The 25,946-nt window shown below is 68.6% G+C and carries 25 protein-coding genes; 21 read left to right on the top strand and 4 right to left on the bottom strand.

Features of this window, described 5'->3' with window-relative positions; genetic code table 11:
• Window positions 1-14 precede the first annotated feature (14 nt).
• Window positions 15-404 (bottom strand): hypothetical protein, encoded by a 390-nt coding sequence (locus YU1_RS0115840; RefSeq protein WP_029004902.1) that lies wholly within the window; start codon window positions 402-404, stop codon window positions 15-17.
• A 213-nt stretch (window positions 405-617) separates the two neighbouring features.
• On the opposite strand from YU1_RS0115840, the gene YU1_RS29785 reads away from it, so the two are divergent.
• The 7 genes from YU1_RS29785 to YU1_RS0115805 all read left to right on the top strand — a co-directional run bounded on the left by YU1_RS29785 (window position 618) and on the right by YU1_RS0115805 (window position 7,283).
• Window positions 618-1,328 (top strand): dienelactone hydrolase family protein, encoded by a 711-nt coding sequence (locus YU1_RS29785; RefSeq protein ID WP_051356929.1) that lies wholly within the window; start codon window positions 618-620, stop codon window positions 1,326-1,328.
• An 8-nt stretch (window positions 1,329-1,336) separates the two neighbouring features.
• The gene (locus YU1_RS0115830) at window positions 1,337-2,119 is read left to right on the top strand and encodes an SDR family oxidoreductase (protein WP_029004901.1); all 783 of its coding nucleotides are present in this window, start codon (window positions 1,337-1,339) and stop codon (window positions 2,117-2,119) included.
• Window positions 2,119-2,514 carry a nuclear transport factor 2 family protein gene (locus YU1_RS0115825; RefSeq protein WP_051356928.1) on the top strand — a complete coding sequence of 132 codons (396 nt, stop codon included), beginning with the start codon at window positions 2,119-2,121 and terminating at the stop codon, window positions 2,512-2,514. The genes YU1_RS0115830 and YU1_RS0115825 overlap by 1 nt, the downstream gene beginning before the upstream one ends.
• Window positions 2,515-2,715: 201 nt before the next feature.
• Complete coding sequence (locus tag YU1_RS29780; protein ID WP_051356927.1) at window positions 2,716-3,924, top strand: MFS transporter; 1,209 nt, start codon at window positions 2,716-2,718, stop codon at window positions 3,922-3,924.
• A gap of 24 nt (window positions 3,925-3,948) precedes the next feature.
• Window positions 3,949-5,256 (top strand): FAD-dependent monooxygenase, encoded by a 1,308-nt coding sequence (locus YU1_RS0115815; RefSeq protein ID WP_029004899.1) that lies wholly within the window; start codon window positions 3,949-3,951, stop codon window positions 5,254-5,256.
• 39 nt (window positions 5,257-5,295) lie between these two features.
• Window positions 5,296-6,351 carry an amidohydrolase family protein gene (locus tag YU1_RS0115810; RefSeq protein WP_029004898.1) on the top strand — a complete coding sequence of 352 codons (1,056 nt, stop codon included), beginning with the start codon at window positions 5,296-5,298 and terminating at the stop codon, window positions 6,349-6,351.
• Between the two features lie 77 nt (window positions 6,352-6,428).
• Window positions 6,429-7,283, top strand: coding sequence for a fumarylacetoacetate hydrolase family protein (locus YU1_RS0115805; protein WP_029004897.1), 855 nt, complete (start codon window positions 6,429-6,431; stop codon window positions 7,281-7,283).
• 55 nt (window positions 7,284-7,338) lie between these two features.
• Here YU1_RS0115805 and YU1_RS0115800 read toward each other — a convergent pair whose 3' ends face one another.
• Window positions 7,339-8,244, bottom strand: a complete 906-nt coding sequence (locus tag YU1_RS0115800; protein WP_029004896.1) for a LysR family transcriptional regulator — start codon at window positions 8,242-8,244, stop codon at window positions 7,339-7,341.
• A gap of 143 nt (window positions 8,245-8,387) precedes the next feature.
• Here YU1_RS0115800 and YU1_RS0115795 point away from each other — a divergent pair, with 143 nt between their 5' ends.
• The 7 genes from YU1_RS0115795 (at window position 8,388) to YU1_RS0115765 (ending at window position 15,806) form a co-directional block, all read left to right on the top strand.
• Window positions 8,388-9,329, top strand: a complete 942-nt coding sequence (locus tag YU1_RS0115795) for an N-carbamoyl-D-amino-acid hydrolase (RefSeq protein ID WP_035715529.1) — start codon at window positions 8,388-8,390, stop codon at window positions 9,327-9,329.
• A 67-nt stretch (window positions 9,330-9,396) separates the two neighbouring features.
• Window positions 9,397-10,239, top strand: coding sequence for an amino acid ABC transporter permease (locus YU1_RS0115790; protein WP_029004894.1), 843 nt, complete (start codon window positions 9,397-9,399; stop codon window positions 10,237-10,239).
• A complete protein-coding gene (locus YU1_RS0115785; protein WP_029004893.1) occupies window positions 10,236-11,021 on the top strand; it encodes an amino acid ABC transporter ATP-binding protein in 786 nt (261 codons plus the stop codon). Before YU1_RS0115790 ends, YU1_RS0115785 begins: the two co-directional genes overlap by 4 nt.
• 13 nt (window positions 11,022-11,034) lie before the next feature.
• Complete coding sequence (locus YU1_RS0115780; protein ID WP_156922188.1) at window positions 11,035-11,856, top strand: ABC transporter substrate-binding protein; 822 nt, start codon at window positions 11,035-11,037, stop codon at window positions 11,854-11,856.
• Window positions 11,843-12,724, top strand: coding sequence for a polysaccharide deacetylase family protein (locus tag YU1_RS0115775; RefSeq protein WP_029004891.1), 882 nt, complete (start codon window positions 11,843-11,845; stop codon window positions 12,722-12,724). Before YU1_RS0115780 ends, YU1_RS0115775 begins: the two co-directional genes overlap by 14 nt.
• A 119-nt stretch (window positions 12,725-12,843) precedes the next feature.
• Window positions 12,844-14,427: an ABC transporter substrate-binding protein gene (locus tag YU1_RS0115770; RefSeq protein WP_029004890.1), complete on the top strand. Its 1,584-nt coding sequence runs from the start codon at window positions 12,844-12,846 to the stop codon at window positions 14,425-14,427.
• On the top strand, window positions 14,424-15,806 hold the full coding sequence (locus tag YU1_RS0115765; RefSeq protein ID WP_029004889.1) for an amidohydrolase family protein: 1,383 nt from the start codon (window positions 14,424-14,426) through the stop codon (window positions 15,804-15,806). Before YU1_RS0115770 ends, YU1_RS0115765 begins: the two co-directional genes overlap by 4 nt.
• A 28-nt stretch (window positions 15,807-15,834) precedes the next feature.
• Here YU1_RS0115765 and YU1_RS29775 read toward each other — a convergent pair whose 3' ends face one another.
• Complete coding sequence (locus tag YU1_RS29775) at window positions 15,835-16,524, bottom strand: TetR/AcrR family transcriptional regulator (protein WP_051356926.1); 690 nt, start codon at window positions 16,522-16,524, stop codon at window positions 15,835-15,837.
• A gap of 140 nt (window positions 16,525-16,664) precedes the next feature.
• Here YU1_RS29775 and YU1_RS0115755 point away from each other — a divergent pair, with 140 nt between their 5' ends.
• From YU1_RS0115755 to YU1_RS0115740, 4 genes are all read left to right on the top strand, one after another.
• A complete protein-coding gene (locus YU1_RS0115755; protein WP_029004888.1) occupies window positions 16,665-17,438 on the top strand; it encodes a cyclase family protein in 774 nt (257 codons plus the stop codon).
• Window positions 17,439-17,504: 66 nt separating this feature from the next.
• A complete protein-coding gene (gene kce, locus YU1_RS0115750; protein ID WP_029004887.1) occupies window positions 17,505-18,431 on the top strand; it encodes a 3,5-dioxohexanoate:acetyl-CoA acetone transferase in 927 nt (308 codons plus the stop codon).
• A gap of 11 nt (window positions 18,432-18,442) precedes the next feature.
• On the top strand, window positions 18,443-19,465 hold the full coding sequence (locus tag YU1_RS0115745) for an SMP-30/gluconolactonase/LRE family protein (protein ID WP_029004886.1): 1,023 nt from the start codon (window positions 18,443-18,445) through the stop codon (window positions 19,463-19,465).
• Between the two features lie 65 nt (window positions 19,466-19,530).
• Window positions 19,531-20,742 (top strand): ABC transporter substrate-binding protein, encoded by a 1,212-nt coding sequence (locus tag YU1_RS0115740; RefSeq protein ID WP_029004885.1) that lies wholly within the window; start codon window positions 19,531-19,533, stop codon window positions 20,740-20,742.
• A 27-nt stretch (window positions 20,743-20,769) separates the two neighbouring features.
• On the opposite strand, the gene YU1_RS0115735 is transcribed toward YU1_RS0115740, so the two are convergent.
• Entirely contained in the window at window positions 20,770-21,837 is a 1,068-nt protein-coding gene (locus tag YU1_RS0115735; RefSeq protein WP_029004884.1) for a threonine aldolase family protein, read from the bottom strand.
• Window positions 21,838-22,209: 372 nt separating this feature from the next.
• Between YU1_RS0115735 and YU1_RS29770 the strand changes: the two genes are divergently transcribed.
• The 3 genes from YU1_RS29770 to YU1_RS0115720 all read left to right on the top strand — a co-directional run bounded on the left by YU1_RS29770 (window position 22,210) and on the right by YU1_RS0115720 (window position 25,655).
• Window positions 22,210-22,902 carry a GntR family transcriptional regulator gene (locus YU1_RS29770; protein ID WP_156922186.1) on the top strand — a complete coding sequence of 231 codons (693 nt, stop codon included), beginning with the start codon at window positions 22,210-22,212 and terminating at the stop codon, window positions 22,900-22,902.
• A 255-nt stretch (window positions 22,903-23,157) separates the two neighbouring features.
• Window positions 23,158-24,666, top strand: coding sequence for an aldehyde dehydrogenase family protein (locus tag YU1_RS0115725; protein ID WP_029004883.1), 1,509 nt, complete (start codon window positions 23,158-23,160; stop codon window positions 24,664-24,666).
• A 2-nt stretch (window positions 24,667-24,668) separates the two neighbouring features.
• The gene (locus YU1_RS0115720; RefSeq protein ID WP_029004882.1) at window positions 24,669-25,655 is read left to right on the top strand and encodes an amidohydrolase family protein; all 987 of its coding nucleotides are present in this window, start codon (window positions 24,669-24,671) and stop codon (window positions 25,653-25,655) included.
• The last annotated feature ends 291 nt before the right edge of the window (window positions 25,656-25,946 follow it).

The following is a 25,946-nucleotide window of genomic DNA, read 5'->3' as shown; positions in this document are numbered from 1 at the left end:
ACCGCCGAGGGCGGTCAGGCCCGTTCCATGTGGGCGTGGATGGAATTCGTCTTCCATGACCCTTCGGGGTCGGCCTCGTCGACATAGAAGGTGATCCCGACGCCGCGGCGTTCGCTCTCCGCGCGAAAATGCTCGGCGACGATCTCGTAGGCCTGGGAGAAGAACGCCCTGCGCACATCGGCGGGACGACCAGCGCCGATCCGGCAGACCACATTGACGAAGGCGTGGTCGGGGTTGCCGTCAGCGATGACGTAGCGCGCGACCGGCCAGGCACGGACCCGCACGCCCCCGGTCGGGAAGACGTCGGGCGCGGTGCGGAAATGGGCGGCGAGCTTTTCGAGAAGGGCGTCGATCTGTCCGGTCTCGTCGAGATTGGTTGAATATTCGACGATGCAATGGGGCATGGCGGGCGTCCTGTCTGGTCGCCGGGGATCCGGCTTCGCCGCAGGCTGTTCCGGCCGGGGCTCACCGCCAAGCGCCCGGGCGCGAAGTGTCCACGATGTGGAGGGAACAGCACCGCGGGGCGCTTATTTCGCAATGTGAACAAAACGCCCCGGCGCGCTGGACGCCGTCCGCTCCGCCCCGCCAGGTTCGGCCAGCGACGGGAGGATGCGGCGATGCCCGCGAGAGACATCACCTACAGCGGTGACGGGATCGAAATGATCGGCCATTTCGTGACGCCGGATGGGGCGGGGCTCCGTCCGGGAATTCTGCTCGCCCACGGCGCGCACGGGCTCGATGAGCTGGTGATCGCCAATGCCGGGCGGTTGGCGGCGCAGGGTTATGCCGTGCTCGCAATCGACCTCTGGGGCGCGCGGGCCCGTCCGCAAGGCCCGCACGAGATCGCAGCGCGCCTGGAGGGCTGTACCGGCAACCGGAGGGCCTGGATGGCCCGGGTCGAGGCCGCGCGGGCCGCGCTCCTCGCGCAGCCGGACGTGGACGCCGCGAGGGTGGGCGCGCTCGGCTATTGCTTCGGTGGCAGCACGGTCCTCGAATATGTCCGCACGGGGGGCGCCGTCGCCGGCGGCGTGAGCCTTCACGGCGGGCTCGACCTTGTTGCGGACGACTGGTCCGCCGCGCGCCCCGCTCGCGTTCTGATCTGCACCGGATCGGCCGACCCGATGGCCACGAGCGAGGACCTCGCCCGGATCACCGGGGCCATGGGCCGGGCGGGCCTCTCCTGGGAAGCCGACGTCTATGGCGGCGTGCGGCACGCCTTCACCGAGCCCGACGGGCCGCATCGCCCGCCTTTCGCCCGATACGACGCGAATGCCGATCGCCGCTCCTGGGCGGCGATGTCGGATCTTTTCGCCGCTCTCTTTGCCTGAGGAACATCATGGATCTTGGAATTGCCGGCCGGACGGCCCTCGTTTGCGCGTCCTCGCAGGGGTTGGGTCTCGCCTGCGCGTCGGCCCTTGCCCGCGAGGGCGCGTATGTCACGATCAACGGCCGGGACGCCGCGAAGCTTGCCCGCGCGGCGGAAGACCTGCGCCGCTCCCATCCCGGCGCGGACGTGGACTACATCGCCGCCGACCTGAACTCCGCCGAAGGTCGCGCGGCCATCCTCGCCCGGGTACCCGAGACCGACATCCTGGTGACGAACAATGCCGGACCGAAGCCCGGCGGACTCGAGGGCTGGGATGAGGCCGCGCTGATCGGCGCGATGGAGATGAACATGATTCCGGCGGTCCAGCTGATGCGGGCCTATCTGCCCGGCATGCGCGCGCGCAAGTTCGGACGGGTGGTGAACATCACCTCGGCGATGGTGAAGACGCCGCGCTACTTCATGGGCCTGTCGACCGCGGCCCGCACCGCCCTGACCGCGATCTCGAAGGCGGTCGCGCGCGAGGTGGTGGCGGACAATGTCACCATCAACAATCTGATGCCCGAGAAGATCGACACCCCCCGGCAGGAAGTCGTCACCGCCCATTTCATGAAGACGGAGGGACTGACCCGCGACCAGGTCCGCGCCCGCACCGTCGCGACCATCTCGGCAAAGCGCTTCGGTGAGGCGAGCGAGTTCGGCGATGCCTGCGCCTTCTTCTGCTCGGCCCAGGCCGGCTACATCTCGGGGCAGAATCTCCAGCTCGACGGCGGCACGTACGAAGGGCTGATCTGATGGCGCCGATCCCTCACGACAGCCCCCTCGGGCGAACCCTGCTGGCCTTCGAGGCGGAGCGCCGCCAGGCCCTGGTCAGCGCGGATCCCGCGCAGCTCGAACGGATCCTGCATCCGGACCTCGTGCACATCCATTCCTCCGGGCGGGCGCAGGACAAGGCCGGGTTCATGGCCCATGTGACGCGGATGGGCGGCTTTCTCGACATCACCCGCGGCGAGCTGACGTTGCACGCGGCAGGGGAAGGCGGAGCCATCATCAGCGGGTCGACGGTCAACCGGGTGCGCCGGCTCGACACCGGCGAGGTGGCCGATCTGGTCGGCTTTGGTACCGTGGTCGCGGTGCACGGGCCCCTCGGGTGGCAGGTGCTGCTGTCCCAGATCACCCTCAACACCTGACATCTGGGACCGCCCTGCCCGGCCGCCGGTCACGTCCATCATATGGAACGAAGCGGAAGTTCCATTGGTCCAGCAGGCGTTTTCACGACAGGTTACAGCCTCAAGGCAGCTTCTGCGCGGCCGGCACGGCGCCGGATCGGTCGACCGTCTCGCCAAGGACGGCTCGGGGATGCGCAGGCCGCCATCATGGGAGGAACAACAATGTCGACTGTGATCAAGGCCCCGCTGGCGCGGGTGCTGATCGTCTATGGTCTTGGCGTCGCCGGCGCCATGTGCGTCAGCGAGGCCGTCACAGAACTGGGCAAGATCGCCGCCGAATTCCACGCCCCCTCACGTGCGCTGGTCGGGCTGGTGATGTCCATGCCCTCGCTGGTGGTGGCGATCGGCGCGCTCCTGTCGGGCTATCTCGTCGATCGGATCGGCGACAAGCCGGTCCTGTTCGCCGGCGGTGCGCTCATGGTCCTGGGCGACCTCTGCGCCGTCGCGGCCCCAACGCTGAATCTGCTGCTCGCGGCCCGGGCCCTGACGGGCGTGGGCTATGTGCTCACAGCCGTTGCCGCGATCACCACGCTGATCCGGCTGACCAGCGGGCACCAGCGCACCATGGCGCTGGCCCTGTGGTCCACCTTCGTGCCGATGAGCTTCCTGCTGCCCTTCCTCTCGACCGGCCTCGCCACGTTCCTGGGCAACTGGCGCGCGGCCTTCGGCTTCCACATCGTCTTGACCGTGGTTCTGCTGCTGCTGGCCGCGGCGGCGGTGCCGGGCCGCACGGGCCAGCTCGCGGTCGAGCGCAGCCGCGGCGTGGGCAAGGTGCTGCGCTCGCCGATGGTCTATCTGCTGGGCATCTCGTTCGCGGGGGATTCCTTCCTCCAGACCGGCGTTCTGGCGACGCTGGGCCATTATCTCGGCACCAAGTACCAAGTGGAAGAAGCCGTCGTCTCGCACTGGAACGCGGTTTCCATGGTGGTCAACGCCGCCGCCTGCCTGGCCGTGGGCATGATGCTGCGGCGGGGCATCTCAAGCCGCACGGTGACGACGCTCGGCCTGATCATCACGGGTGTGCCGGGCGCGCTGCTTTACGGCCAGGACATCGGCTTCATGCCCTCGATCTACGCGGTCTGGGTGCTGATGTTCGGCTCGGGGCTGCTGGTCGGCATGTGGACGCTGGTGCCCTTCATCGCCCCCTCGCCGGACGCGACCGGCGCGACCAGCGGCCTCGTCACCCAGATCACGCTGCTCGGCGTGCTGCTCGGGCCGCCGTCCTATTTCGCCGCCCAGGCGGCGGGCGCGGGGGCGCAGTTCTTTGTCTTCTTCGGCGCGCTTGCCGTCTGCGCGTTGCGCTACCCGGTCTGCGCACTGGCCGACAACGCCGCCGCTCCGGCCCCGGCGCTGGCCCCGGCCAGCCATTAATCCATCCCTGTTCAGGAGATCAGAATGCTCGACATTGCGATCATCGGCGCCGGCCCTGGCGGCCTCGCCACCGCGCTGCGCCTGCACCAGAAGGGCTTCCGCCCCAAGATCTACGAGGCGGCGCCCGAACTGAAGCCGCTCGGCGTGGGCGTGGACATCAAGGTCTACGGCACCAGGGAGATCACCGAAATGGGGCTCCTGGACGAGTTCCGGAAGATTTCCGTCGAGGCGAAGGACTCGATCTTCTACACCGGGCACGGACAGGAGATCTTCGCCGAGCGATGCGGCAAGCATATCGGCTATGACCACGAGCAGCGCTTCGTCCACCGCGGCACGCTGCAGTTCATGCTGCGCGATGCGGTCATCGCGCGGCTCGGTCCCAACTGCATCACCTACGGCGCCCGCTTCAAGCATGCCGACCAGGGCGAGACCGGCGTCACCATTCATTTCGAGCCCCATGAGGGCGCTCCGCAAGCCGCGCGCGCCGATGTGGTGATCGGTGTCGACGGCGTCCATTCCGCCGTGCGTAAGCAATTCCTGCCCGATGCCATGCGGACCCACTATTCGGGCATCGCGATGTATCGCGGCGTCACCGTCATGCCGCCCTATGGCAATGGCGGCATGATCCTGCATATCGGCGACCCGCTGCGCCAGGGCAGCCTGATCGTCTATCCGATCGCCGACAACATCGACGGCAAGGGCAGCCAGCTCGTCAACTGGGTGTGCGAGCAGAGCGGCAAGCCCAAGGGCATCGAGGACTGGAACGTGCGGATCCAGCCCGATGACATCGCGCATGTGTTCGACGAGGTGAAGCTCGATTTCCTGGACGTCAGCAAGATGATCCAGGAGGCCCGCGAGGTGTATATCTATCCCCTCATCGACATCGACCCGCTGGAGCGGTGGTCCTTCGGGCGGGTGACGCTGCTGGGCGATGCGGCCCACGCCATGTATCCGCGCGGCGGCAACGGGGTCTGCCAGGCCCTGGTCGACGCCCGCGTCATCGCCGAGAAGCTGTCCGAGATCGCCGACCCGGTCGCCGCGCTCGAAGCCTATGAACAGGCCCGCCGCGAAAGCGTGAACCGCCTCGTCATCGCCAATCGCGGCGAAGGCCCCGAGGTGGTCCGCCGCCTCGTCGAGGAAAAGTCCGGCGGCAAGCCCTTTCGCCACATCGACGAGATGATCCCGCGCCAGGAAGTCGAGGCGCTGTTCATGGAATACCACCGCATGGCTGGGATGAAGCGCCCCGATGACCAGGTGACGGCTGGCGCCTTCAAGCCGGTGTTCACCGAGGAGACGATGCGCAAGACCGCCTTCGCCACCGACATCCGCTGAGATCCCGTGCGGAATAGCAACGAGGAGAGAAAGAAGGACATGGCTACGAAACCGCGCGTCATCGACGCGAACATGCACTGGCTGCCTGATACGCTGTTCAGCGACGTCGAACTGCGCGAAAAGATGATGCGCTGCATCCCGCGGCAGAACAACATCCATGTCAGCATGAAGCCCATCGAGGGGAAGGACCTTCAGCAGATCATCATCGAGCAGCCGAAAGGCTATGTGAACATCAACTATGCCGAGGGCCAGTACAATATCGACAGCCAGCTTGCGGATATGGACAAGGCGGGCATCGACCAGGCCGTGTTCCGCATTCCCGTCTGGCAGGAATGGCTCGATCTCGATTGCTCCAAGCGCATCAACGACGGCCTCGCGGATTACGTCAGCCGTTCGAACGGCCGCTTCACCGCGCTCGCGGTCTGCCCGCCCTGGGGGGACAGGAGCATGATCGACGAGGTCGAGCGCTGCATCGATCAGCTCGGCTTCAAGGGCGTCCAGCTTGCCTGCAAGTATGGGGAGATCTACCTCGACGACGAGGCGTTCCATCCCTATTTCGAATTCCTGGACGCCCGCAAGATCCCCGCCGTCGTGCACCACACGCCGCTGCCGGTGGATTACGATTCGATCCTCACCTTCAACAACCAGCGCCGCCAGTATGGCCGCTGCATCGCCCAGGGCACGGCGGTCGGCCGCGAGCTGTTCTCGGGGCTTTTCGACCGCTTCCCGAACCTGAGGCTCAGCCATTCGATGCTGGGCGGCGGCTTCTTCGCCTTCGTCGACATGCTGGCGCCAAAGCCGAAGCACGCCTATGGCGACGCGGTGGACCGCTTCGACACCGGCGACAGCCGTCTGCGCGACAAGCTGCGGAACAACCTGTTCTTCGACATCTCCGGTCCGCCGCAGTGGGGCAAGAAGCAGCTCGAATGCGCGGTCGAAGTCCTCGGCGAGGACAATATCCTCTACGGCGCCTCCTATCCGATCCGCAAGGACTGGTTCTTCGACGGCGTGCCGACCGTCGAGGCCCTCGACATCTCCGAGACGGCCAAGGCCAAGATCTTCTCCGGCAACGCCCAGAAGCTCTTCGGGATCTGATCCCGCCGCGCGCCTCCGGCGCCGGGGCATCCCGGCCCGGTCCGGCCGCGGTGATTTCTTCTCAGACAGGACAGTCCATGAAACTTGCCCGCTTCACCACATCCGGCAGGACCCGGATCGGGAAGGTGATCGATGAGCACATCGTCGATCTGACGCCCGTCCTGGGCGAGGATGCCTCGATGCGGCGCGTGATCGCCGATCTCGATGCGCTGCGCCCGGCGATCGAGGCGTTCCAGGGCCCCGCCTACGCACTTGCCGACGTACGTCTCGAAGTGCCGGTGCCCGATCCGCAGAAATTCCTCGCCATCGGGCTGAACTATCAGAAGCACGCCGAGGAGGCGAAGCTGGCGGGCATCGCGATCCCGACGAGCCAGCTCTGGTTCAACAAGCAGGCGTCCTGCCTGAACGCGCCCTTCGATCCGGTGGTCAAACCTGACGATTCCGACAAGATGGATTACGAGATCGAGCTCGGCGTGGTGATCGGCAGGCGTTGCCGTCACGTGGCGCGAGAGACTGCGCGCTCGGTCATTGCGGGCTATCTGATCGTCAACGACGTCTCGGCGCGCGACTGGCTGCCGAAATCTCCGACCTTCACCCTCGGCAAGAGCTTCGACACGCACGGGCCGGCCGGGCCCTGGATCACCACGGACGACGAGGTCCCGGACCCGCTCGACCTGGGCATGAGGCTCTGGGTCAATGGCGAACTGCGCCAGAACGATCGCACGAACGACATGATCTACGACATCTACGACCAGATCGCCCATCTGACCACGGTCATGACCCTGATGCCGGGCGACATCATCGCCACCGGCACGCCCTCGGGCATCGGGGCGCCGACGGGGCGCTTCCTCGTGCCGGGAGACCTGATGCGGCTCGAGATCGACGGTCTCGGCGCGATGGAAGCCAGCGTCGTCGCCGAGACGCGAAGCTGAAGGACCGGCGGGCGGGGCGTGCCACGTCCCGCCCGGGGACGCGTCACACGGGTGGCTACGGGCCGGCCTGCCCGGTGTTGAGCTTGCCGCTCATCTCCCGCACCTCCTCCAGGAAGGCCCGCGCCAGACGTGACAAAGGCGCGGCCTCGGACCAGAGCATGTAGGAGACCACCGGCGTGCGCGGCGCGAACGGACGCACCACCAAAGGCTGCGGCCAGCCCTGGAAGGGCGAGAAGGGATCGACCACCGCCACCCCCACGCCGCTGGCCGCCAGCGAGCAGGCGGTGTTGCAATAGCGCACCTCGACCACCGGCTGGAAGGGCGCGGCGGCGCGGGCGAAGCTCTCGCGCAGCGCCTCCCCGAGACGGGTGCCGCGCTCAAGCCCGATCAGCGGAAAGTCCGCGATGTCCCCGGCCGAAACGGCGGCACGGCTCGCCAGCGGATGATCGGGCGCGAACACGCACACCATGTCGCCGCGATGGACCACCTCATGGGCGATGCCGGGGTGATGGTCGAGGCCGAGCGCGAAGCCGAGCTCGGCCACCCGGTTGAGCACGCTCTCGATGATCTCCTCATAGCGCCGCACGTCGAAGAAGATGCGGGCGGAGGGCCGATGGCGGACGAAGGAGGCAAGGGCGGGTGAGATGACGCTGTAGGCCAAGGGCGGGGTGGCGACGATGGACAGGTGCCCCGCCCGGTTCTCGCGCAGGTCCTGGACCCGGCGCTCCAGCTTCGCATGGAGGGCGAAGATCGCCTCGCTCTCCTCATAGAGCGTGAGCGCCTCGGCGGTCGGAAAGAGGCGGTTGTTGACCCGCTCGAACAGGGCAAACCCGGTCTGGGCCTCCATCTGCTTGAGCGCGTTGCTGATCGCCGGCTGCGACAGCGCCAGTTCCTCGGCGGCGGCGACCGTGGTGCGATGGCGGATCACCGCCCGGAGAACCTCCAGTTGCCGCAGGTTCATCTATCACTCCATCAAATATTCTGACCGAAAATATCATAGTCTGACTTATTGAAGCCACTGCCGCGCGCAGGCAGCATCCAGGGGGAAAGCCGGCGCGGGACACGGGCGCGCCAGCCTCGCGAATGTTGGCCCATGGAGGCGTTATGGCGCGCGTAATCAGGGTGGCGGCGGCACAGATGGGGCCGACCGCGCTAGCGGAGCCGCGGGAGCGGACCCTGGCCCGGATGATCGACCTCATGGAACAGGCCGCCGCGCAAGGCGCGACCCTGGTGGTCTTCCCAGAACTGGCCTTCACCACCTTCTTTCCCCGCTGGCTGCTTGAAGGCGAGGCACTGGACCGCCATTTCGAGCGCGCCATGCCCAACCCGGCGGTGCAGCCCCTGTTCGACCGGGCCCAGGCGCTCGGCGTCGGCTTCTATGTGGGCTATGCGGAGCTGACCCCTGATGGTCAGCGCTTCAACAGCGCCATCACCGTGGGGCCGGACGGCAGCCTCCTCGGGCTCTATCGCAAGGTCCACCTGCCCGGCTCGGTGGAGCCGCGCCCGGGTGCGCGCTTCCAGCAGCTGGAGAAGCGCTATTTCGAGTATGGCGACCTCGGCTTTCCCGCCTTTCGCGGGCCGGCGGCGTGGCACGCGCCCATCCTCGGCATGCTGGTGTGCAACGACCGCCGCTGGCCGGAAGGCTGGCGGGCATACGGCTTGCAAGGCGTGGAGCTGATGCTCATGGGCTACAATTCGGCGGCCTATGACCCCAACGGCGGCAGCACGGAGGACGCGGCCCTGCGCACCTTCCATTCCACCCTCGTGGCGCAGGCCAATGCCTATATGAACGCCACCTGGGCGGTGAGCGTGGCCAAGGCCGGGGACGAGGACGGCTCGGCGCTCATCGGCGGCTCCTGCATCGTCGATCCCAACGGCGTCCTGGTGGCGCAGGCCACGACCCTCGCGGACGAACTGCTGGTGGCCGATTGCGATCTCGATGCCTGCCGCCAGGGCAAGGAGAAGATGTTCAACTTCGCCGCCCACCGCCGCCCGCAGCATTACCGGCGCCTCGTCGACCAGGTCGGCGCCGTGCTGCCGGAATGAGCGCGCCCGCAGGGATTCCGCCCGAGTGAATCCGCTGGAGTGATCCCGGCCTTGCAGGAGTGAAGCGATGACCGCGCCAGCGCCCTTGCCGGACATTTCCGGCTACAGCATCGCCCCGGAACGCCACTGGGGGCGCTGGCTCGCGGTGGCGGTCATCCTTCTGCTGCTGGCGGCGCTTGGCCGGGCCTTCGCCGTCGGGATGATCGAATGGCGCTATGTCGGCGCCTTCCTCACCGCGCCGGCCATCCTGACGGGCATCGCCAATACCCTCGTCATGACCGTCGCGACTATGGCGCTCGGCATCGCGCTGGGCGTCACCACCGCCACCATGCGCATGTCGCCCAATCCCGTGCTGCGCGGCGTGGCGGTCGGCTATGTCTGGCTGTTCCGCGGCACCCCGGTCATCCTCCAGTTGCTGCTGTGGTTCAACCTGGCGCTCATCTTCCCGCGCCTCGGCATCAGCGGCGTCTGGACGGTGCGCACGGTGGACGTGATGACCCCCATGGTCGCGGCCTTCCTCGGCCTCGGCATCAACCAGGGCGCGTATACGTCGGAAGTGGTCCGCGCCGGCATGCTCGCGGTGGACACCGGCCAGTACGAGGCCGCCAAGGCCATCGGCATGACGCGCCTGCTGGCGCTCCGCCGCATCGTGCTGCCGCAGGCCATGCGCGTGATCATCCCGCCTTTGGGCAATGAATTCATCGGCATGGTGAAGCTCACCTCGCTGGCCTCGGTGATCCAGTACACGGAGATCCTGCACAGCGCGCAGAACATCTATTACGCCAATTCCCGCGTCATTGAGCTGCTGATCGTCGCCGCCATCTGGTACCTGGCGGTCATTTCCGTGCTCACCCCGTTGCAGATGCTGCTGGAGCGCCATTTCGCCCGCGGCACGGCAGGTGGCCGATGACCGGGGCGGCGGACCATCGCAACCCCATCGTCTCCATCGTCGCGCTGGAGAAGCATTTCGGCGCTTTCCGCGTGTTGCATCACGTCTCGCTGGACGTGTTTCCCGGCGAGGTGGTGTGCCTGATCGGCGCTTCCGGCTCCGGCAAGACGACGCTGCTGCGCTGTATCAACCAGCTGGCGCAGCAGGATTCCGGCGCCATCTGGGTGGATGGGGAGCTGAACGGCTTCACCATCGCCAACGGCCGGCTGCACCGCCGCTCCGAGCGCGAGATCGCCCGCCAGCGGCTCGCCACCGGCATGGTGTTCCAGCGCTTCAACCTGTTTCCCCATCTCACCGCGCTGGAGAATATCGTCGAGGGTCCGGTCGAGGTACTGCGCCGGCCGCGCGCGGCGGCGGCGGAAGAGGTGCAGGCGCTGCTCGCCCGCGTCGGTCTCGCCGACAAGGCCGGGCACTATCCCGCCCAGCTCTCCGGCGGCCAGCAGCAGCGTGTCGCCATCGCCCGCGCGCTCGCCATGCACCCCCGCGTCATGCTGTTCGACGAGCCGACCTCGGCGCTCGATCCCGAACTGGTCGGCGAGGTGCTGGCCGTAATGAAGGAACTGGCCGCCTCCGGCATGACCATGATCGTGGTCACCCACGAACTGGGATTTGCCCGCGAGGTGGCCGACCGCGTCGTGTTCATGGATCACGGCCGCATCCTCGAACAGGGCCCGGCGGAAGAGGTGCTCCTGCGCCCCCGCGAAGCCCGCACCCAGGCCTTCCTGTCCGCCGTCCTCGGATAATTGGAGCTGCACCATGCTGAAACGCGTTCTGCTCTGCGCCTGCCTGCTGGCTCCCTCCATTGCCGGCGCCGTGGACCTGCCGCCCGAGATCAAGGCGCGCGGCACGCTGATCGCCGCCATCGTGCCCAACTATCCGCCTCTGGAGATGAAGGATCCGGCCACCGGCGCCCTCACCGGCTTCGACGTGGCCCTGGGCAACGCGCTGGCGGAGAAGCTGGGGCTCAGGATGCAGTGGCAGGAGACCAGCTTCGAAGCCATGCTCTCCTCGCTGCGCACGGAGCGGGTGGACCTCATCCTCTCCGGCATGTCGGACCTGCCGGCGCGTCGCGACACCGCCAGCTTCATCGACTATCTGCGCTCGGGCACGCAATTCTTCACCCAGGCCGGCCGCGCGGCGGAATTCCCCACCCGCGAGGCGCTGTGCGGCCAGAAGGTGGGGGCGAGCCGCCGCACCTCGCTGCCCGGCGTCATCAAGGACTTCTCCGACACCGCCTGCGTCGCCGCCGGCAAGCCCGCCATCGTGGTGGTGGGCACGGAAGGCTCGGCTGACGCGCGCACGCAGCTGCGCCAGGGCCGCATCGACGCCGCCATGCAGGGCAGCGAGACCCTGCCCTACATCATGGCCCAGGAGCCCAACACCTATGCCCTGGTGGGCGAGCCCACGCGCTGGACGCTGATGGGCATCGCCGTCACCACCGCCGCCACGCCGCTGCGCGGCGCCATCACCCAGGCGCTGCGCGAGCTGATCGCGGACGGCACCTATTCCAAGCTGCCGGCGACCTGGTCGCTCTCTTCCAACGGCGTCCAGGAGGTCACGATCGATGCCGGACAATGATGCTTTCGCAGCGCTGCCGCTGGCGCCCGCCAACCGCGCGCCGCCGGCCCCGGTCATCCCCTGGCCGGACGGCAAGCGCGGCGCCATGTTCCTCTCCGTGGACGTGGACGCGGAGAGCGCCTGGACCTCGAAGGACCCGGCGCGCTACGCCGAACTGGTCACCATGTCCTTCGGCGGCTTCGAGGCGCGCGTCGGCGTGCCGAAGATGCTGGAGCTGTTCGCCCAGCTGGAGATGAAGGCCACCGTCTTCATCACCGGCTGGAGCGTGGAGGCGCACCCGGCCACGGCGGAAGCCATCCTGAAGGCGGGGCATGAGATCGGCCACCACGGCTTTCACCACATCATGCCCATGCCCGGGCACCCCTCGCTCACCGAGGAGGTGGACCGGGGGCTGGAGACGCTGAAGTCACGGCTCGGCGTGGTCCCCACCGGTTATCGCGCGCCCTATGGGGAGAGCTGCGAGGAACTGCGCGTGCTGCTGAAGGCGCGTGGCCTGAAATACTCCTCCTCCTGGCGCGATGACGTGCGGCCCTATCGCCATGTGCTGGATGACGGCACGCCGGGCCTCGTGGAGCTGCCGGTCACCATGACCTATGACGACTGGCTCTACGGCCTCACCAACCGCTATTCGCCCCGCCCGCTGTTCCCGCGCGAGCATGTGCTCTCCATCTGGAAGGACGAGCTGGAAGAGACGGCGGACTGGGGCGGGCTCATCACCACGGTGCTGCACCCGCAGGTGAGCGGACGGCCCATGCGGCTGAAGCTGCTGCGCGAATTCCTGACCTGGGTGCGCGATCGCGGCGACATCTGGACCGCCACCGGCGCCGAGATCACCGCCCATTTCGAGGCGCACGAGCCCAAGGCCTGAGCCCTCTCGCGGGCGGCGCTGGCGCCGCCTGTCCACCACCTGCCCGGCCGCCTCCAACACTGGCCGGAAATGCCCCGCTCCGGGTGCTCTGCGCCGTTGCAGACCTTAAGGATGTTCAGATGCTCATGTCCCGACGCTCGGTCCTGCGCGCCGCCGCAGCCGTGCCCCTCATGTCCCTGCCCTCCATCGTTCGCGCGCAGTCGCAGACCACGCTGCGCTTCATTCCGGTGATCGACCTCTCCTTCACCGACCCGATCTATTCCACGGCGCAGGTCTCCCGAAACCACGGCTACATGGTCTATGACACGCTGTACGGGATGAATTCCGCGCTCGACGTCTCGCCGCAGATGGTGGAAGGCCATCTGGTCGGCAATGACGGGCTGCAATGGGATCTGACCTTGCGCGAGGGCCTGCTGTGGCACGACGGCGAGAAGGTGCTCGCCCGCGACTGCGTGGCCAGCATCACGCGCTGGGCCAAGCGCGACGGCTTCGGCGCCGAATTGATGGCCGCCACCGACGAACTCTCCGCCCCCGACGACCGCACCATCCGCTTCCGCCTGAAGCGTCCGTTTCCGCTGCTGCCCACCGCGCTCGGCAAGGCCGCCGTACAGGCGCCCTTCATGATGCCCGAGCGCCTGGCGACGCAGAACCCGTTCAAGCCGCTCACCGAGGTGGTGGGCAGCGGGCCGTTCCGCTTCGTCGCCGACGAGCGCATCCAGGGCGCCCGCAACGTTTACGCCCGGTTCGAGCGCTACAAGCCGCGCGAAAGCGGCACGGCGGATTGGACCGCCGGCCCGAAGATCGTGCATTACGATCGCGTGGTCTGGACCACCATGCCGGATGCCGCCACCGGCGCCGCCGCCGTGCAGACCGGCGAGCAGGACTGGCAGGAGACGGCCCCGCATGACCTGTTGCCGATCCTCAAGAGCGCCAAGGGCGTCGCCATCCGCATCCTCGATCCGCGCGGCTATGCCTGCATGATGCGGGTGAACCACTTGCAGCCGCCGTTCGACAATCCGGCGATCCGGCGCGCCCTGTTCGGCGCCATCGACCAGAGCGCCTTCATGACGGCGGTGGCGGGCGATGATCCGCAATATCAGACCACGCCCATCGGCTTCTTCGCCCCCGGCACGCCGCTGGCGAGCGACGTGGGCCTCGACGTGTTTCGCGGTCCGCGCGACATCGCCAAGGTGAAGGCCGCGCTCAAGGCGGCCGGCTACAATGGCGAGAAGGTGGTGCTGATGGTGCCGGTCAATTCGGCCGCGCAGAAGCCCTTGGGCGACGTGGCCGCCGACATGCTCCAGCAGGTGGGCATGAATGTGGAATATGCCGGCATGGAATTCGGCAACGTGCTCCAGCGCCAGCTCAAGAAGGGCCCCATCGCCGAGGGTGGCTGGAGCGCCGGCGTCGGCAACTGGCAGGGCATCGACTGGCTCAACCCCGCCGGAAATACCAATCTGCGCGGCGATGCCGGCACCGCCGGCTGGTACAAGAGCGAGAAGATGGGCGCCCTGCGCGCCCAATGGCTGTCCGCGCCGACGCTGGCCGAGCAGCAGCGCGTCTGCCGCGAGATCCAGGCCCTCGCCTTCGAGGAGGTGCCTTATTATCCCATCGGTCTCTACAAGCAGCCCACCGCCTACCGCAATTCCATCACCGGCATCCAGAATGGCACCGCCGTCTTCTGGGGCGTGCGACCCGCATGAGCACGACAGCGATCTTCGGCAGCCATGTCCTCTCCCGCGATGCCAGCGGCGCCCAGCAGGTCCTCACCGACCGCTGGGTGCTGCTGGAGGGCAGGCGCATCGCCGCCATCACCGCCACCCGTCCCAGCGCGGACCAGGTGTTCGACGCGCCCGGCCGCTTCGTGCTGCCGGGCCTCCTGAACCTGCACAATCACTGCTTCAGCGAGGCGGTGGCGCGCACCCATGCGGAGGACGGCGCGGGGCGGCGCAGCAACAAGAGCATCATCTACACGGTGCTGCTGCCGCTCACCAAGACCGGCATCGACATCCTGAGCCGCGAGGAGCGCCTTGCCATCGCCCGGCTCGGCATCCTCCAGTTGCTGAAGGGCGGCGCCACCACGGTGATGGAGCCGTTCAGGAACGGCATCCCGGAGATGTTCGACGCGGCGGAGGAGATGGGCCTGCGCTTCTACGGCGCGCCCTACCTGTTCTCCACCGCCGACGCCAAGGCCGGGCCGGACGGGGTGGTGCGCTATGCGGGCGATGACGGCGCGGCGGACCTCGCCGCCTGGAACGCGCTCCACGCGCGCTGGGAGGGCAAGGGCGAGGGGCGCATCCGCCTTGCCATGAGCCCCCACGCCACCGACACCTGCGGCCCGGACCTGCTGCGCGCCTGCGCCGCGCGGGCGCGGGAGCTCAACGTGCCGATCACCACCCACCTCGCCCAGAGCGATGCGGAGGTGGCCACCATCAAGGCCCGCTACGACGGCCGCACCCCGGCGGAATATCTGGACTGGCTGGGCCTTTTGGCGCCGGACCTGCTGGCGGCCCATTGCGTCGCCTCCACCGATGACGACCTGCGCCTGATGGCGGCGCGCGGGGCAACGGTGCTCAACTGCCCGCGCGTCTTCGCCCGCACCGGCCGCACCGCCGCCTTCGCACGGTTCGCGGAACACGGCGTGCGCACGCTCATCGGCACCGACGGCTACAACATGGACCTGCTGGGCGAGATCAACGCCGCCGCCATCATCTCCAAGGTGACCACTGGACGCTCCGACGTCGCCACCTCGGCCCAATTGATCGACGCGGTCACCGTCTCCGCCGCCGCCGCCATCCGGCGGCCGGACCTCGGCGTGCTGGAGCCGGGCGCCGCCGCCGACATCACGGTGCTCGACCTCACCCATCCCCACCTCCAGCCGCTGTTCGATCCGCGCCGGGCCATGGTCGCGCTGGCCAATCGCGCCAATGTGGACATGGTGGCCGTGGACGGGCGCGTGCTGCTGGCGGGCGGTCGCTATCTCCATGGCGACGAGGCGGCCATCGTGGCGGCGGGGTCGGCGGCCGTGCAGAGGATCTGGGCGCTGCCGGAGGCCCAAGCCGCCTTCCGCGGCGAGGGATAGGCCCCGCTCGGCCACGGACCGTCCGCTTCTAACGCAGCGCCTCGAAGCCGGCGGTGACGAAGCGGATGAAATCCTCGCACTGCTCCGGGTCGGCCGAGGCGGCGCGGCCCTCGGTGAGGCGCTCGATGCGCTTGTCGCCCACATACATGAGCAGCGCGCCGACCGCATATTCATAGGCCCAGACGATGCGGTCCGGCGCGCAGGTGGGGATCGCCTGCTGCATGGCGCCGAAGAAGGCCCGCGCCAGGGGATCGTAGAAGCGCTTGATGATCTCGATCGCCTCCGGCCCCGGGTCCCAGGCGGTGCGGGCCACGAGCAGGGCGAAGACGTCCCCCGCCTCGCTGCCGCGCATGCTGATGACCGGCTCCGCCCAGGCCCGCACCAGTTGCTCCACGGCCCCGGCATTGGCCGGGTTGCAATCCACCGCCTCGATGCGGGCGATGCGCTCGCGGATATAGATCTGCCGGTGCTCGAAGATGGTGCCGAACAATTCCGGCTTGCGGCCGAAATAATAGCCCACGAGGGCGATCGGCACGCCCGCCCGGGTGGCGATGTCGCGCACCGAGACGGCGGCGTAACCCCGCTCGGCGAACAGCGCCTCCGCGCTCAGCAGGATGGCCGCGCGCCGGTCCGGCCGGGCCGCCGCATCCGGCGCCACGGCGGACCGCGCCGGCTTGGCGCGGCGACGGGGGCGGGGCTTTTCCTGCGCATCGGTCATGCTGTTTCATACACGGCGCCGGCGGCGCGCGCCAACACGCGCGGCACGGCTATTGAACGCATATCCAAGATTATGTACGACTGTACAAACAGCCTCGCGCAGACGAGGCATGCCGGCCCGGCCGGCTTGGGAGACGCCCTTTGCCAAGCTTCATCGACATCTCCATTCCGCTGGAGAATGACGTGCCCGCAGACCCGCCCTTCCAGAAGGTGCGGATCGCCTATCACGCCCATGCCGAGACCGCCCCGCAACTGGTGGCGAGCTTTCCCGGCCTCACGGTGGACCAGTTGCCCGAGGGCCAGGGCTGGGCGGTGGAGATCGCCACCATCTCCACCCACAACGGCACCCATGTGGACGCCCCCTGGCATTACCACCCGACCATGGACGGCGGCGCCCGCGCCATCACCATCGACGAGGTGCCGCTCGACTGGTGCTTCCGCCCCGGCGTGAAGCTGGACTTCCGCCACCTCCCCGACGGCCACGTGGTGACGCCGGACGAGATCGACGCGGAACTGGCCCGCATCGGCCATCGCCTCGCCCCGCTCGACATCGTGGTGGTGAACACCGCTGCCGGCGCCCGCTACGGACAGCAGGACTATGTGGACAGCGGCTGCGGCTTCGGCCGCGACGCCACGCTGCACCTCGTCAACCAGGGCATCCGCGTGGTCGGCACCGACGGCTGGAGCTGGGACGCGCCCTTCAGCCACACCGCCCGGCGCTTCGCGCAGACCGGCGACGCCAGCCTGATCTGGGAAGGCCACAAGGCGGGCCGCGAGGCCGGCTACTGCCAGATCGAGAAGCTGCATAATCTGGAGGCCCTGCCGGCCACCGGCTTCACCGTCTCCTGCTTTCCCGTGAAGGTGAAGGGCGGCTCGGCGGGCTGGACCCGCGCCGTCGCCATCCTGCCGGACTGAACCCGGCCTTCAGCCGAGAACGCGCCGCACGGCGCGCGTCATAAGACATTCCAGGGAGCCAAGCGCTTGAGCAAGGTCATCATCACCTGCGCGGTCACCGGCGGCATCCACACGCCCACCATGTCCGACGCTCTGCCCATCACGCCGAACGAAATCGCCGAGCAGGCCATCGCCGCCGCCGAAGCCGGCGCCGCCATCCTGCACCTGCACGCCCGCGACCCGAAGGACGGCCGCCCGACGCCCGATCCCAAGGTGTTCATGGAGTTCCTGCCGCGCATCAAGCAGGCCACGGATGCGGTCATCAACATCACCACCGGCGGCGGCCTCAACATGAGCGTGGAGGAGCGCCTCGCCGCCCCTCTCCAGGCCGCGCCGGAGATGTGCTCGCTCAACATGGGCTCGATGAATTTCGCGCTGCATCCGCTGGCCAAGCGCTACAGCGGCTGGAAGCACGATTGGGAGGAGCCCTATCTCACCGGCACCAAGGACTTCATCTTCCGCAACACGTTCGGCGACATCGAGCGCATCTACAAGCTGCTGGGCGAGGGCCACGGCACCAAGTTCGAGCATGAATGCTACGACGTGGGCCACCTCTACAATCTCGCCCATTGCCTCGACCAGGGCTGGTTCCGGCCGCCGGTCTTCCTCCAGTTGATCTTCGGGATTCTGGGGGGTATCGGCCCCGACCTCGACAACCTCATGTTCATGAAGCGCACGGCCGACAAGCTGTTCGGCAAGGACTATCACTGGTCCGTGCTGGCCGCCGGCCGCCACCAGATGCCGTTCGCCACCCAGGCGGCGATGATGGGCGGCAATGTGCGCGTGGGGCTGGAGGACAGCCTGTTCATCGGCAAGGGCCAGCTGGCGAAGAACAATGCCGAGCAGGTGGCGAAGATCCGCCGCATCCTTGAGGAGCTGGGCCACGAGATCGCCACGCCCGCCGAAGCCCGCGCCACGCTCGGCCTCAAGGGCGCGGACCTCGTGAAGTTCTGAAAGGAGCCGCCATGGCCGCGCCCAATCCCATCGACGGCTTCGAGGTCGATCCCGCAACCCTCACCTATGTGGGCGAGGGCTTGCAGCGGCCCGAATGCATCCTCGCCGAGCCGGACGGCTCGCTGTGGAGCGCTGACGCGCGCGGCGGCGTCGTCCACATCCGCCCCGACGGCAGCCAGACGCTCGTCACCCAGCATGCGGCCGACAGCTTCGCCAGCGCCGCCGACGAGGAGCAGCGCTTCGTTTCCGGCACGCTGCCGAACGGCCTCGCCTTCGCCCGCAACGGCGACATCCTCATCTCCAATTTCGGCACCGACCGGCTGGAGGTGATGACCCGCGACGGCGCATTGCGCGTGCTGGTGGACCAGATCGACGGGCAGCCCATCGGCAAGGTCAATTTCGTGCTGCGCGACAGCCGTGACCGCATCTGGCTCACCATCTCCACGCGGGTGAAGAACTGGATGAGCGCCATGAGCCCGAAGGTCCGCGACGGCTATGTGGCGCTCTATGACCAGGGCCGGCTGCGCGTGGTCGCGGACGGCTTCGCCTTCACCAACGAGATCCGCTTCGACGCGAAGGAGGAGTGGCTCTATGTGGTGGAGACCGGCGGCATGTGCATCACCCGCCTGAAGGTGGCGGCGGACGGCAGCCTGTCGGGCCGCGAGACCTACGGCCCCTCCAGCCACGGCGCGTTCATCGACGGCATCGCCTTCGATTCCCACGGCAATCTGTGGGGCACCCATGTGATGACCGACCGCCTGTTCGCCATCACGCCGGACGGCGACCTGCGCATTCTGCTGGACGACGACAAGGGCAGCGCCGCCGGCCGCGTGCTGATGGAGGCCTTCGCTCAGGACAAGGCGACGCCCGTGCTGATGCTGGCCTGCGGCGGCACCATCGCCCCGTGGTTCGCCAGCCTCACCTTCGGCGGGCCGGACCTCGCCACCTGCTACATCGGCAGCCTGCGCGGCACCCGCATCCCCGCCTTCCGCTCGCCCGTCGCCGGGCTGCCTATGGCGCACTGGCCCAGATAACCCACTGACGAAACACATGCGGAGCGCGCCGCGAGAGCACGCCCGTCCACAATCGGGAGGACCACATGACATTGCGTTTCACCGGCGTGCTCGCCGCGCTCACCGCCCTCTGCCTGGCCACCACCGCCTCCGCCGACATGTCGGACGGCAAGGTGAAGGTCGGCGTGCTCACCGACATGTCCGGGGTCTATTCCGACATCACCGGCAAGGGCTCGGTGCTGGCGGCGAAGATGGCCATCGACGACTGCCTGAAGGCCGAGTGCAAGGGCATGCAGATCGAGATGATCTCGTCCGACCACCAGAACAAGGCGGACGTGGCCTCCGCCACCGCCCGGCGCTGGATCGACCAGGAAGGCGTGGACGTCCTCGCCGACATGTCCAACGCCTCCATCCAGCTCGCCATCGCCCCCATGGCGAAGGAGAAGAATCGCGTCGCCTTGTTCCCCGGCGGCACCGCGCGCCTCACCGGCGACGCCTGCCAGCCGGACCATGTGGTGCAATGGATGTGGGACACCTATGTGCAGGTGGCCGGCATCGCCAACCGCCTCACCAAGCCCGGCACATCCTGGTATCTGGTTACGGCCGACTATGCGCTCGGCCACCAGCTGGAGCTGGACGCCAAGACCGTGGTGGGCGCGAAGGGCGGCAAGGTGCTCGGCTCCACCCGCCATCCCTTCCCGGCGGTGGACCTGTCCTCGCCGCTTCTGGCCGCGCAAAGCTCCGGCGCCGACATCATCGCGCTCGCCAATGCCGGCGGCGACACCGTGGCGGGCATCAAGACCGCGCGCGAATTCGGCATCATGGACAGCAAGCAGAAGCTGGTGGCCTTCTTCCTCACCGCCAACGACGTCAAGAGCGTCGGCCTGCCGGTGGCCCAGGGCACGGTGCTCACCGAAGGCTTCTACTGGAACCTCGACGACGGCACCCGCGCCTTCTCCGAGCGCTTCAAGACGGAGCAGGGCGCCATGCCCTCGGCCATCCAGGCCGGCGTCTATTCCTCGGTGCTGCACTATCTGAAGGCCGTGGCCGCCGCCAAGAGCGACGATGCCGCCACCGTCGTCGCCAAGATGCGCGAACTGCCGATCAAGGACGACGTGGTGCGCAACGCCAAGCTGCGCGAGGACGGCCGCATGGTGCACGATTTCTACGTCTTCCAGGTCAAGGCTCCCGGTGCCTCCAAGGGCGAGTGGGACCTGTATGACCTCGTCGGCACCATTCCCGGCGACGAGGCCTTCCGCACCCTCGCCGACGGCAAGTGCCCGCTGCTGAAGAAGTAGGCCGTCCGGCGACCTCTCGGGGGCGGTTCAGCCGCCCCCGCGCGTGAACCGGCGCGCCTGCTCCAGCAGCGCGCCGACCTCCTCCGCCGCGGTGGCGTAGGAGCAGACGAACCGGACGAAGACCTCGTGCGGCGGCAGCGGCTCCGGCCCCGCCCCATCCCCCGGCCATGCATGATAGTGCGCCCCGGCCGCCAGCAGGTGCGCGTGCAGGTCCTGGGGAAGCACCGCGAAGACCGCGTTGGCCTCCGTCGCCAGCGGCAGGCGCACGCCGGGCACGGCGCGCAGGCCCTCGGCGAGGCGCGCGGCCATGCCATTGGCGTGGCGGGCATTCTCCAGCCACAGGCCGCCCTCCAGATAGGCCGCCATCTGCGCGCCGAGGAAGCGGCTCTTGGAGACCACCTGCGCGCCCCGCTTGAGGCGGTATTCGAATCGCTCGGCGCGCGCGGTATCGAAGAACACCACCGCCTCCACGCCCATGGCGCCGTTCTTGGTGGCGCCGAACGACAGCACGTCCACCCCCGCCTTCCAGGTGAGGTCGGCGGCGGTCGCGTTCATCGTCGCCAGCGCATTGGCGAAGCGCGCGCCGTCCATGTGCAGGGACAGGCCGCGCGCCCGGCAGAAGCCGCCGATGGCCGCCACCTCCGCCACCGAATAGACCTGCCCAAGTTCCGTCGCCTGGGTGATCGAGACGGCGGCGGGCGCCTGCTGGTGGAAGCCGCGCACGAAATCCGCCTGCACCTTCCCTAGGCCCTCCGGCGAAATCTTGCACCCTGCGCCGTCCACGGGGGTCAGTTTCGCACCGCCGGTGAACAGCTCGGGCGCGCCGCATTCGTCCGTGTTGATATGGGCCTCGCGATGGCAGAACACCGTGCCGAACGGCGGGGCGAGGGCTGACAGCGCAAAGGCGTTCGCCGCCGTGCCGGTGGCGACGAGGAAGGCGCGGATGTCGGTTTCGAACACCTCGCGCAACAGCGCCGTCGCCCGCGCCGTCCACGGGTCCGCGCCATAGGACGGCGCCGGCCCCGCATTGGCCCGGGCGATCGCTTCAAGAATGGCCGGATGGACGCCCGAGGTATTGTCCGACGCGAATTCCATGATCCTCAATCCTTTCCGACGCTGTCCGCCATGCCGCCGGGCGGGCGGCGGCGCGGGCGCGCCCGCGTCCGATCCCCAATGGCCAGCAGCCGCATCCCGGCCGGATTGTCCAGCAGGCCGCGCCGGTATGCGGCCTAAAATTCCGGCGCCCTGCCCGCCGTTTCGGCTCGACACCCCTGGCAGGCAGCGTTTAGTCTTCAGCGATATATCGGATAAAATATCTTCACGTGATCCCATGTCCGGTATCGCGATCCGGAGCCGGACCACGGCCACTGGACGACCCGCCGACGCGTGCTGCTGAGGGATCGCAAGGTGTTCGAATCGCAAGGACAATCATCGGCGGCCGCGGCTGCGCCCGCCTCGGAGCAGATCATGCCCCTCAACGAACGCGAGAAACGCCTGCTCGGCAGCATCCCCAGCCGCAAGGACGCGGTGCTCGGCGTGCTGCGCGACGCCATCGTCGAGGGCCGCCTCAGGCCGGGGGAGCGGCTGGAGCCGGACCGCATCGCCGCCGACCTCGGCTGTAGCCGGATGCCGGTGCGCGAGGCGTTGAAAATCCTGGAAAAAGAGGGCCTGGTCACCTGCTACCCGTTCCGCGGCACCGAGGTCTCGCAGCTCCGGGCGGAGGAGGTGGAGGAATTGTTCGCCATGCGCATCGCGCTGGAGACCCTCGCCCTGACCCGCGCCGTTCCGGGCCTGACCGCCGACGAGCTGGGCAAGATGCGCGCCATCCTCACCGCCATGGACGACCCGGCGCAACGCGAGAACTGGCGCGGCCTCAACCAGAAATTCCACTCCATCATCAATGGCGCCAGCGGCTGGCCGCGCCTCGTCGAGCAAATCGACGTGCTGCGCCAGAACGTGGAGCGCTACGTGCGCATCTGGGTCGACGCCAAGGGCTATGACGGGCCCCAGCGCCAGCATTGGGAACTCTACGAGGCCTGCGCCGCGCGCGATGTTCCCCGGGCGCAAAGCGTTCTCCGGCAACACTTCCGCGACACGGCCGAGATGGTCGCGGCGGTCGCCGCCGGGGGCTCCGGGCAGCCGGCCGAGCCGGCCCCGTAGGACGCCGCGGGAGGTGACCGGCGGACGCCAGGGCAGGCTGTCCGCACAGGCTGCGGAAACCGGCGCCGAACCGAAGGTGGACACCGAAATCCCCATTTGCGCCACCGTGTACATAGGACACCGGATGACAGCCGCCAACACTTTGGCAATCCACGCAAAAACAGCCGGCGCCGCGACGCCCGGGGCGCCGCGCCCCACAGCATGACCGAAAGCTCCCGCACGCCGCTCCGATCCGCCACCCAAGGACAGGACCCCATGCCCACCGACGACGGGCCGATCTCCCTCGGCATGTATATTTCCGGCGCCTTCGTCCCCTCCGCCTCCGGGCGCGAGATCGCGGTGCGCAACCCCAAGAACGGCGCCCTGGTCGGGCGGGTGGCGGAGGGTGATGCCGCCGACATCGAGGCCGCGGTGGCCGCCGCCGAGGCCGCCTTCCCCGTCTGGTCCGGCCTCTCCGGCGCCGAGCGCGGCGACATCCTGCACCGCGCCGCCGCCATCCTGAAGATGCGGCTGCCGGAGATCGTCGGCATCGAGGTGGACCAGATCGGCCGGCCGCGCCGCGAGATGGCCGCGCAGCTCGCCCGCCTGCCGGAATGGTTCGCCTATTTCGGCGCCGTGGCCCGCACCCATGAGGACACCGTGCCGCCGTTCGGCGCCGGCTATCTCAACTATACCCGCCGGGTGCCGCTCGGCGTGGTCGGCCATGTGACGCCGTGGAACCACCCGCTGCTCATCCTCACCAAGAAGGTGGCGCCCTCGCTCGCGGCGGGCAACACCATGGTGGTGAAGCCGTCCGAGCTGGCCCCCATCACCCCGCTGCTGCTGGGCGAGGTGTTCAAGGAGGCCGGCGTGCCGGACGGCGCCTACAATGTGGTGCCGGGCTTCGGCGGCACCGCCGGCCTCGCCCTCACCAGCCATCCGCGCATCAAGAAGATCGACCTCACCGGCGGCACCGAGACCGGCAAGGCGGTGGCCGCGCTGGCGGGGAAGAACCTGACCAAGGTGGCCGCCGAGCTGGGCGGCAAGGCTTCCGTCGTCGTGTTCGACGATACCGACGTGGACCGGGCGGTCTCCGCCGCGCTGTTCGCGGCCTTCATCGCCACCGGGCAGACCTGCGTGCAGGGCGCGCGCCTGCTGGTCCAGCGCTCAATTCATGACGAGGTGGTGGCCCGCCTCGCCGGGCGCGCCCGCGCCATCCGCCTCGGCGACCCGCAGGACATGGCCACCCAGATGGGCCCGCTGGTGAGCGCCCGCCAGCGCGAGATGACCGAGCGCTACGTGGCCATCGGCCTTGCCGAGGGGGCGACGCTGGCCGCCGGCGGCAAGCGCCCGGAGGGCGCGGCCTTCGCCGACGGCTTCTTCCATGAACCGACCATCTTCACCAATGTTACCAATGACATGCGCATCGCGCAGGAGGAGATCTTCGGTCCGGTGGTCTGCGTCCTCCCGTTCGACACCGAGGACGAGGCGGTGGCGCTGGCCAACGGCACCGAGTTCGGCCTCGCCATGTCCATCTGGACGCGGGACATCGGCCGCGCCCACCGCGTCGCCCACAGGATGCAGGCGGGCATCGTGTGGATCAACGACCACCACCGCATCGATCCCGCCTCGCCCTGGGGCGGCTTCAAGATGAGCGGCATCGGGCGCGAGAACGGCCTTATCGCCTTTGAGGACTACACCCAGATCCAGAACGTGATCGTCAATCTCTCCGACGCGCCGTTCGACTGGTATGCCGAGGACGGCACCGTGAAGAGGTATTCGTGACCATGCGCATCGACATCCACAGCCACGTCATTCCCCCGCGCATGGTGGATGCCATCGCCGCCGACCCGGCGGGCTTCGCCGCCCGCGTGACGGCCGAGGGCGGCACCCGCCGGATGGTGCACGACCAGGGCTATGTCTATCCCCTGTTCGACGAATTCATCGACGTATCCGCCAAGCTCAAAGCCATGGACCGCAAGGGGCTCGATGTCTCGGTGGTCTCCACCGCCCCGCCCATGTTCTATTACTGGGCTCAGGCGGACCTCGCCGCCAAGGCGGCGCGGCTGGTCAATGACGGCATCGCCGAGATGGTGGCTGAGGCGCCGGACCGGCTGCGCGGCATGGCCAGCGTGCCCATGCAGCACCCCGAGCTGGCGGTGGCCGAACTTGAGCGCGCGGTCAGCGCGCACGGCTTCCGGGCGGTGGAGATCGGCACCACCATCGAGGGCGTGCAGCTGGCCGACCCGCGCTTCCGCCCCTTCCTGCGGCGCGCCCGCGAGCTGGACGTTCTGGTGTTCATTCACCCTTATTACGTGGGCTCGAAGGCCGGGCTGGAGGAGTATTACCTCACCAATCTGGCCGGCAATCCGGCGGATACGGCGGTGGCGCTGGCCAACCTCATCTTCTCCGGCGCGCTGGACGAGCTGTCCGGCCTGAAGCTGCTGGCGGCGCATGGCGGCGGCTACCTGCCCTACCAGATCGGCCGCCTCGTCCACGGCCACACGGTGCGCGGCGAGGCGCGGGCGCGCACGCTCTCCTCGCCGAAGGAGCTGCTGAAGTCGCTCTATTTCGACACGCTGGTGTTCGATCCGCAGGCGCTGCGCTTCCTCATCGATCTGGTGGGGGCGGAGCATGTGTGCCTGGGCACCGACGCGCCGTTCGACATGGGCGACGAGACCCCGCTCGCCAGTCTCGACGCCGTCCCCGGCCTCTCGCCCGCCGCCCGCGACCGCATCGGCGCCGGCACCGCGCTGGCGCTGCTGGGCGAATGAGCGGGGGATCATCTCTAGGCCCGAGCACAATCCCCCGCCGCTGCGCGGCGCCCCCACCCCCGCCCTCCCCCGCTGCGCGGGAGAGGGAGCAAGGTCGCGCCTGACGGGCAACATGCGCCCTCAAGCGCGCCGGCACAGAACCGGCGCGGGCACCTCCCCCCTTGCGGGGGAGGGCAGGGAGGGGGGTGAAACGCGCGCCGATGGCGACCGCCACCCACCCCGCCGGTCCCTGACGCGGACGCGCCCTTCCCCCTCACCGCCAATCCGGAACTGGCCGCTTCACCCCCCTCC

This window comes from Azorhizobium doebereinerae UFLA1-100 (genome assembly GCF_000473085.1).
Taxonomy (GTDB): domain Bacteria; phylum Pseudomonadota; class Alphaproteobacteria; order Rhizobiales; family Xanthobacteraceae; genus Azorhizobium; species Azorhizobium doebereinerae.
Note: the sequence above shows the minus strand (reverse complement) of the source record. Positions and strands in the feature narration are given on the sequence as shown.

Coding starts and splice junctions, on each gene's coding strand:
- YU1_RS0115800 (WP_029004896.1), bottom strand. CDS start 8,244: ATGAACCTGCGGCAACTGGAGGTTCTCCGGGCGGTGATCCGCCATCGC.
- YU1_RS0115830 (WP_029004901.1), top strand. CDS start 1,337: ATGGATCTTGGAATTGCCGGCCGGACGGCCCTCGTTTGCGCGTCCTCG.
- YU1_RS0115770 (WP_029004890.1), top strand. CDS start 12,844: ATGCTCATGTCCCGACGCTCGGTCCTGCGCGCCGCCGCAGCCGTGCCC.
- YU1_RS0115810 (WP_029004898.1), top strand. CDS start 5,296: ATGGCTACGAAACCGCGCGTCATCGACGCGAACATGCACTGGCTGCCT.
- YU1_RS0115775 (WP_029004891.1), top strand. CDS start 11,843: ATGCCGGACAATGATGCTTTCGCAGCGCTGCCGCTGGCGCCCGCCAAC.
- YU1_RS29785 (WP_051356929.1), top strand. CDS start 618: ATGCCCGCGAGAGACATCACCTACAGCGGTGACGGGATCGAAATGATC.
- YU1_RS0115765 (WP_029004889.1), top strand. CDS start 14,424: ATGAGCACGACAGCGATCTTCGGCAGCCATGTCCTCTCCCGCGATGCC.
- YU1_RS0115745 (WP_029004886.1), top strand. CDS start 18,443: ATGGCCGCGCCCAATCCCATCGACGGCTTCGAGGTCGATCCCGCAACC.
- YU1_RS0115785 (WP_029004893.1), top strand. CDS start 10,236: ATGACCGGGGCGGCGGACCATCGCAACCCCATCGTCTCCATCGTCGCG.
- YU1_RS29780 (WP_051356927.1), top strand. CDS start 2,716: ATGTCGACTGTGATCAAGGCCCCGCTGGCGCGGGTGCTGATCGTCTAT.
- YU1_RS29775 (WP_051356926.1), bottom strand. CDS start 16,524: ATGACCGATGCGCAGGAAAAGCCCCGCCCCCGTCGCCGCGCCAAGCCG.
- YU1_RS0115740 (WP_029004885.1), top strand. CDS start 19,531: ATGACATTGCGTTTCACCGGCGTGCTCGCCGCGCTCACCGCCCTCTGC.
- YU1_RS0115825 (WP_051356928.1), top strand. CDS start 2,119: ATGGCGCCGATCCCTCACGACAGCCCCCTCGGGCGAACCCTGCTGGCC.
- YU1_RS0115795 (WP_035715529.1), top strand. CDS start 8,388: ATGGCGCGCGTAATCAGGGTGGCGGCGGCACAGATGGGGCCGACCGCG.
- YU1_RS0115790 (WP_029004894.1), top strand. CDS start 9,397: ATGACCGCGCCAGCGCCCTTGCCGGACATTTCCGGCTACAGCATCGCC.
- YU1_RS0115840 (WP_029004902.1), bottom strand. CDS start 404: ATGCCCCATTGCATCGTCGAATATTCAACCAATCTCGACGAGACCGGA.
- YU1_RS0115720 (WP_029004882.1), top strand. CDS start 24,669: ATGCGCATCGACATCCACAGCCACGTCATTCCCCCGCGCATGGTGGAT.
- YU1_RS0115725 (WP_029004883.1), top strand. CDS start 23,158: ATGCCCACCGACGACGGGCCGATCTCCCTCGGCATGTATATTTCCGGC.
- YU1_RS0115815 (WP_029004899.1), top strand. CDS start 3,949: ATGCTCGACATTGCGATCATCGGCGCCGGCCCTGGCGGCCTCGCCACC.
- YU1_RS0115805 (WP_029004897.1), top strand. CDS start 6,429: ATGAAACTTGCCCGCTTCACCACATCCGGCAGGACCCGGATCGGGAAG.
- YU1_RS29770 (WP_156922186.1), top strand. CDS start 22,210: ATGCCCCTCAACGAACGCGAGAAACGCCTGCTCGGCAGCATCCCCAGC.
- YU1_RS0115780 (WP_156922188.1), top strand. CDS start 11,035: ATGCTGAAACGCGTTCTGCTCTGCGCCTGCCTGCTGGCTCCCTCCATT.
- YU1_RS0115735 (WP_029004884.1), bottom strand. CDS start 21,837: ATGGAATTCGCGTCGGACAATACCTCGGGCGTCCATCCGGCCATTCTT.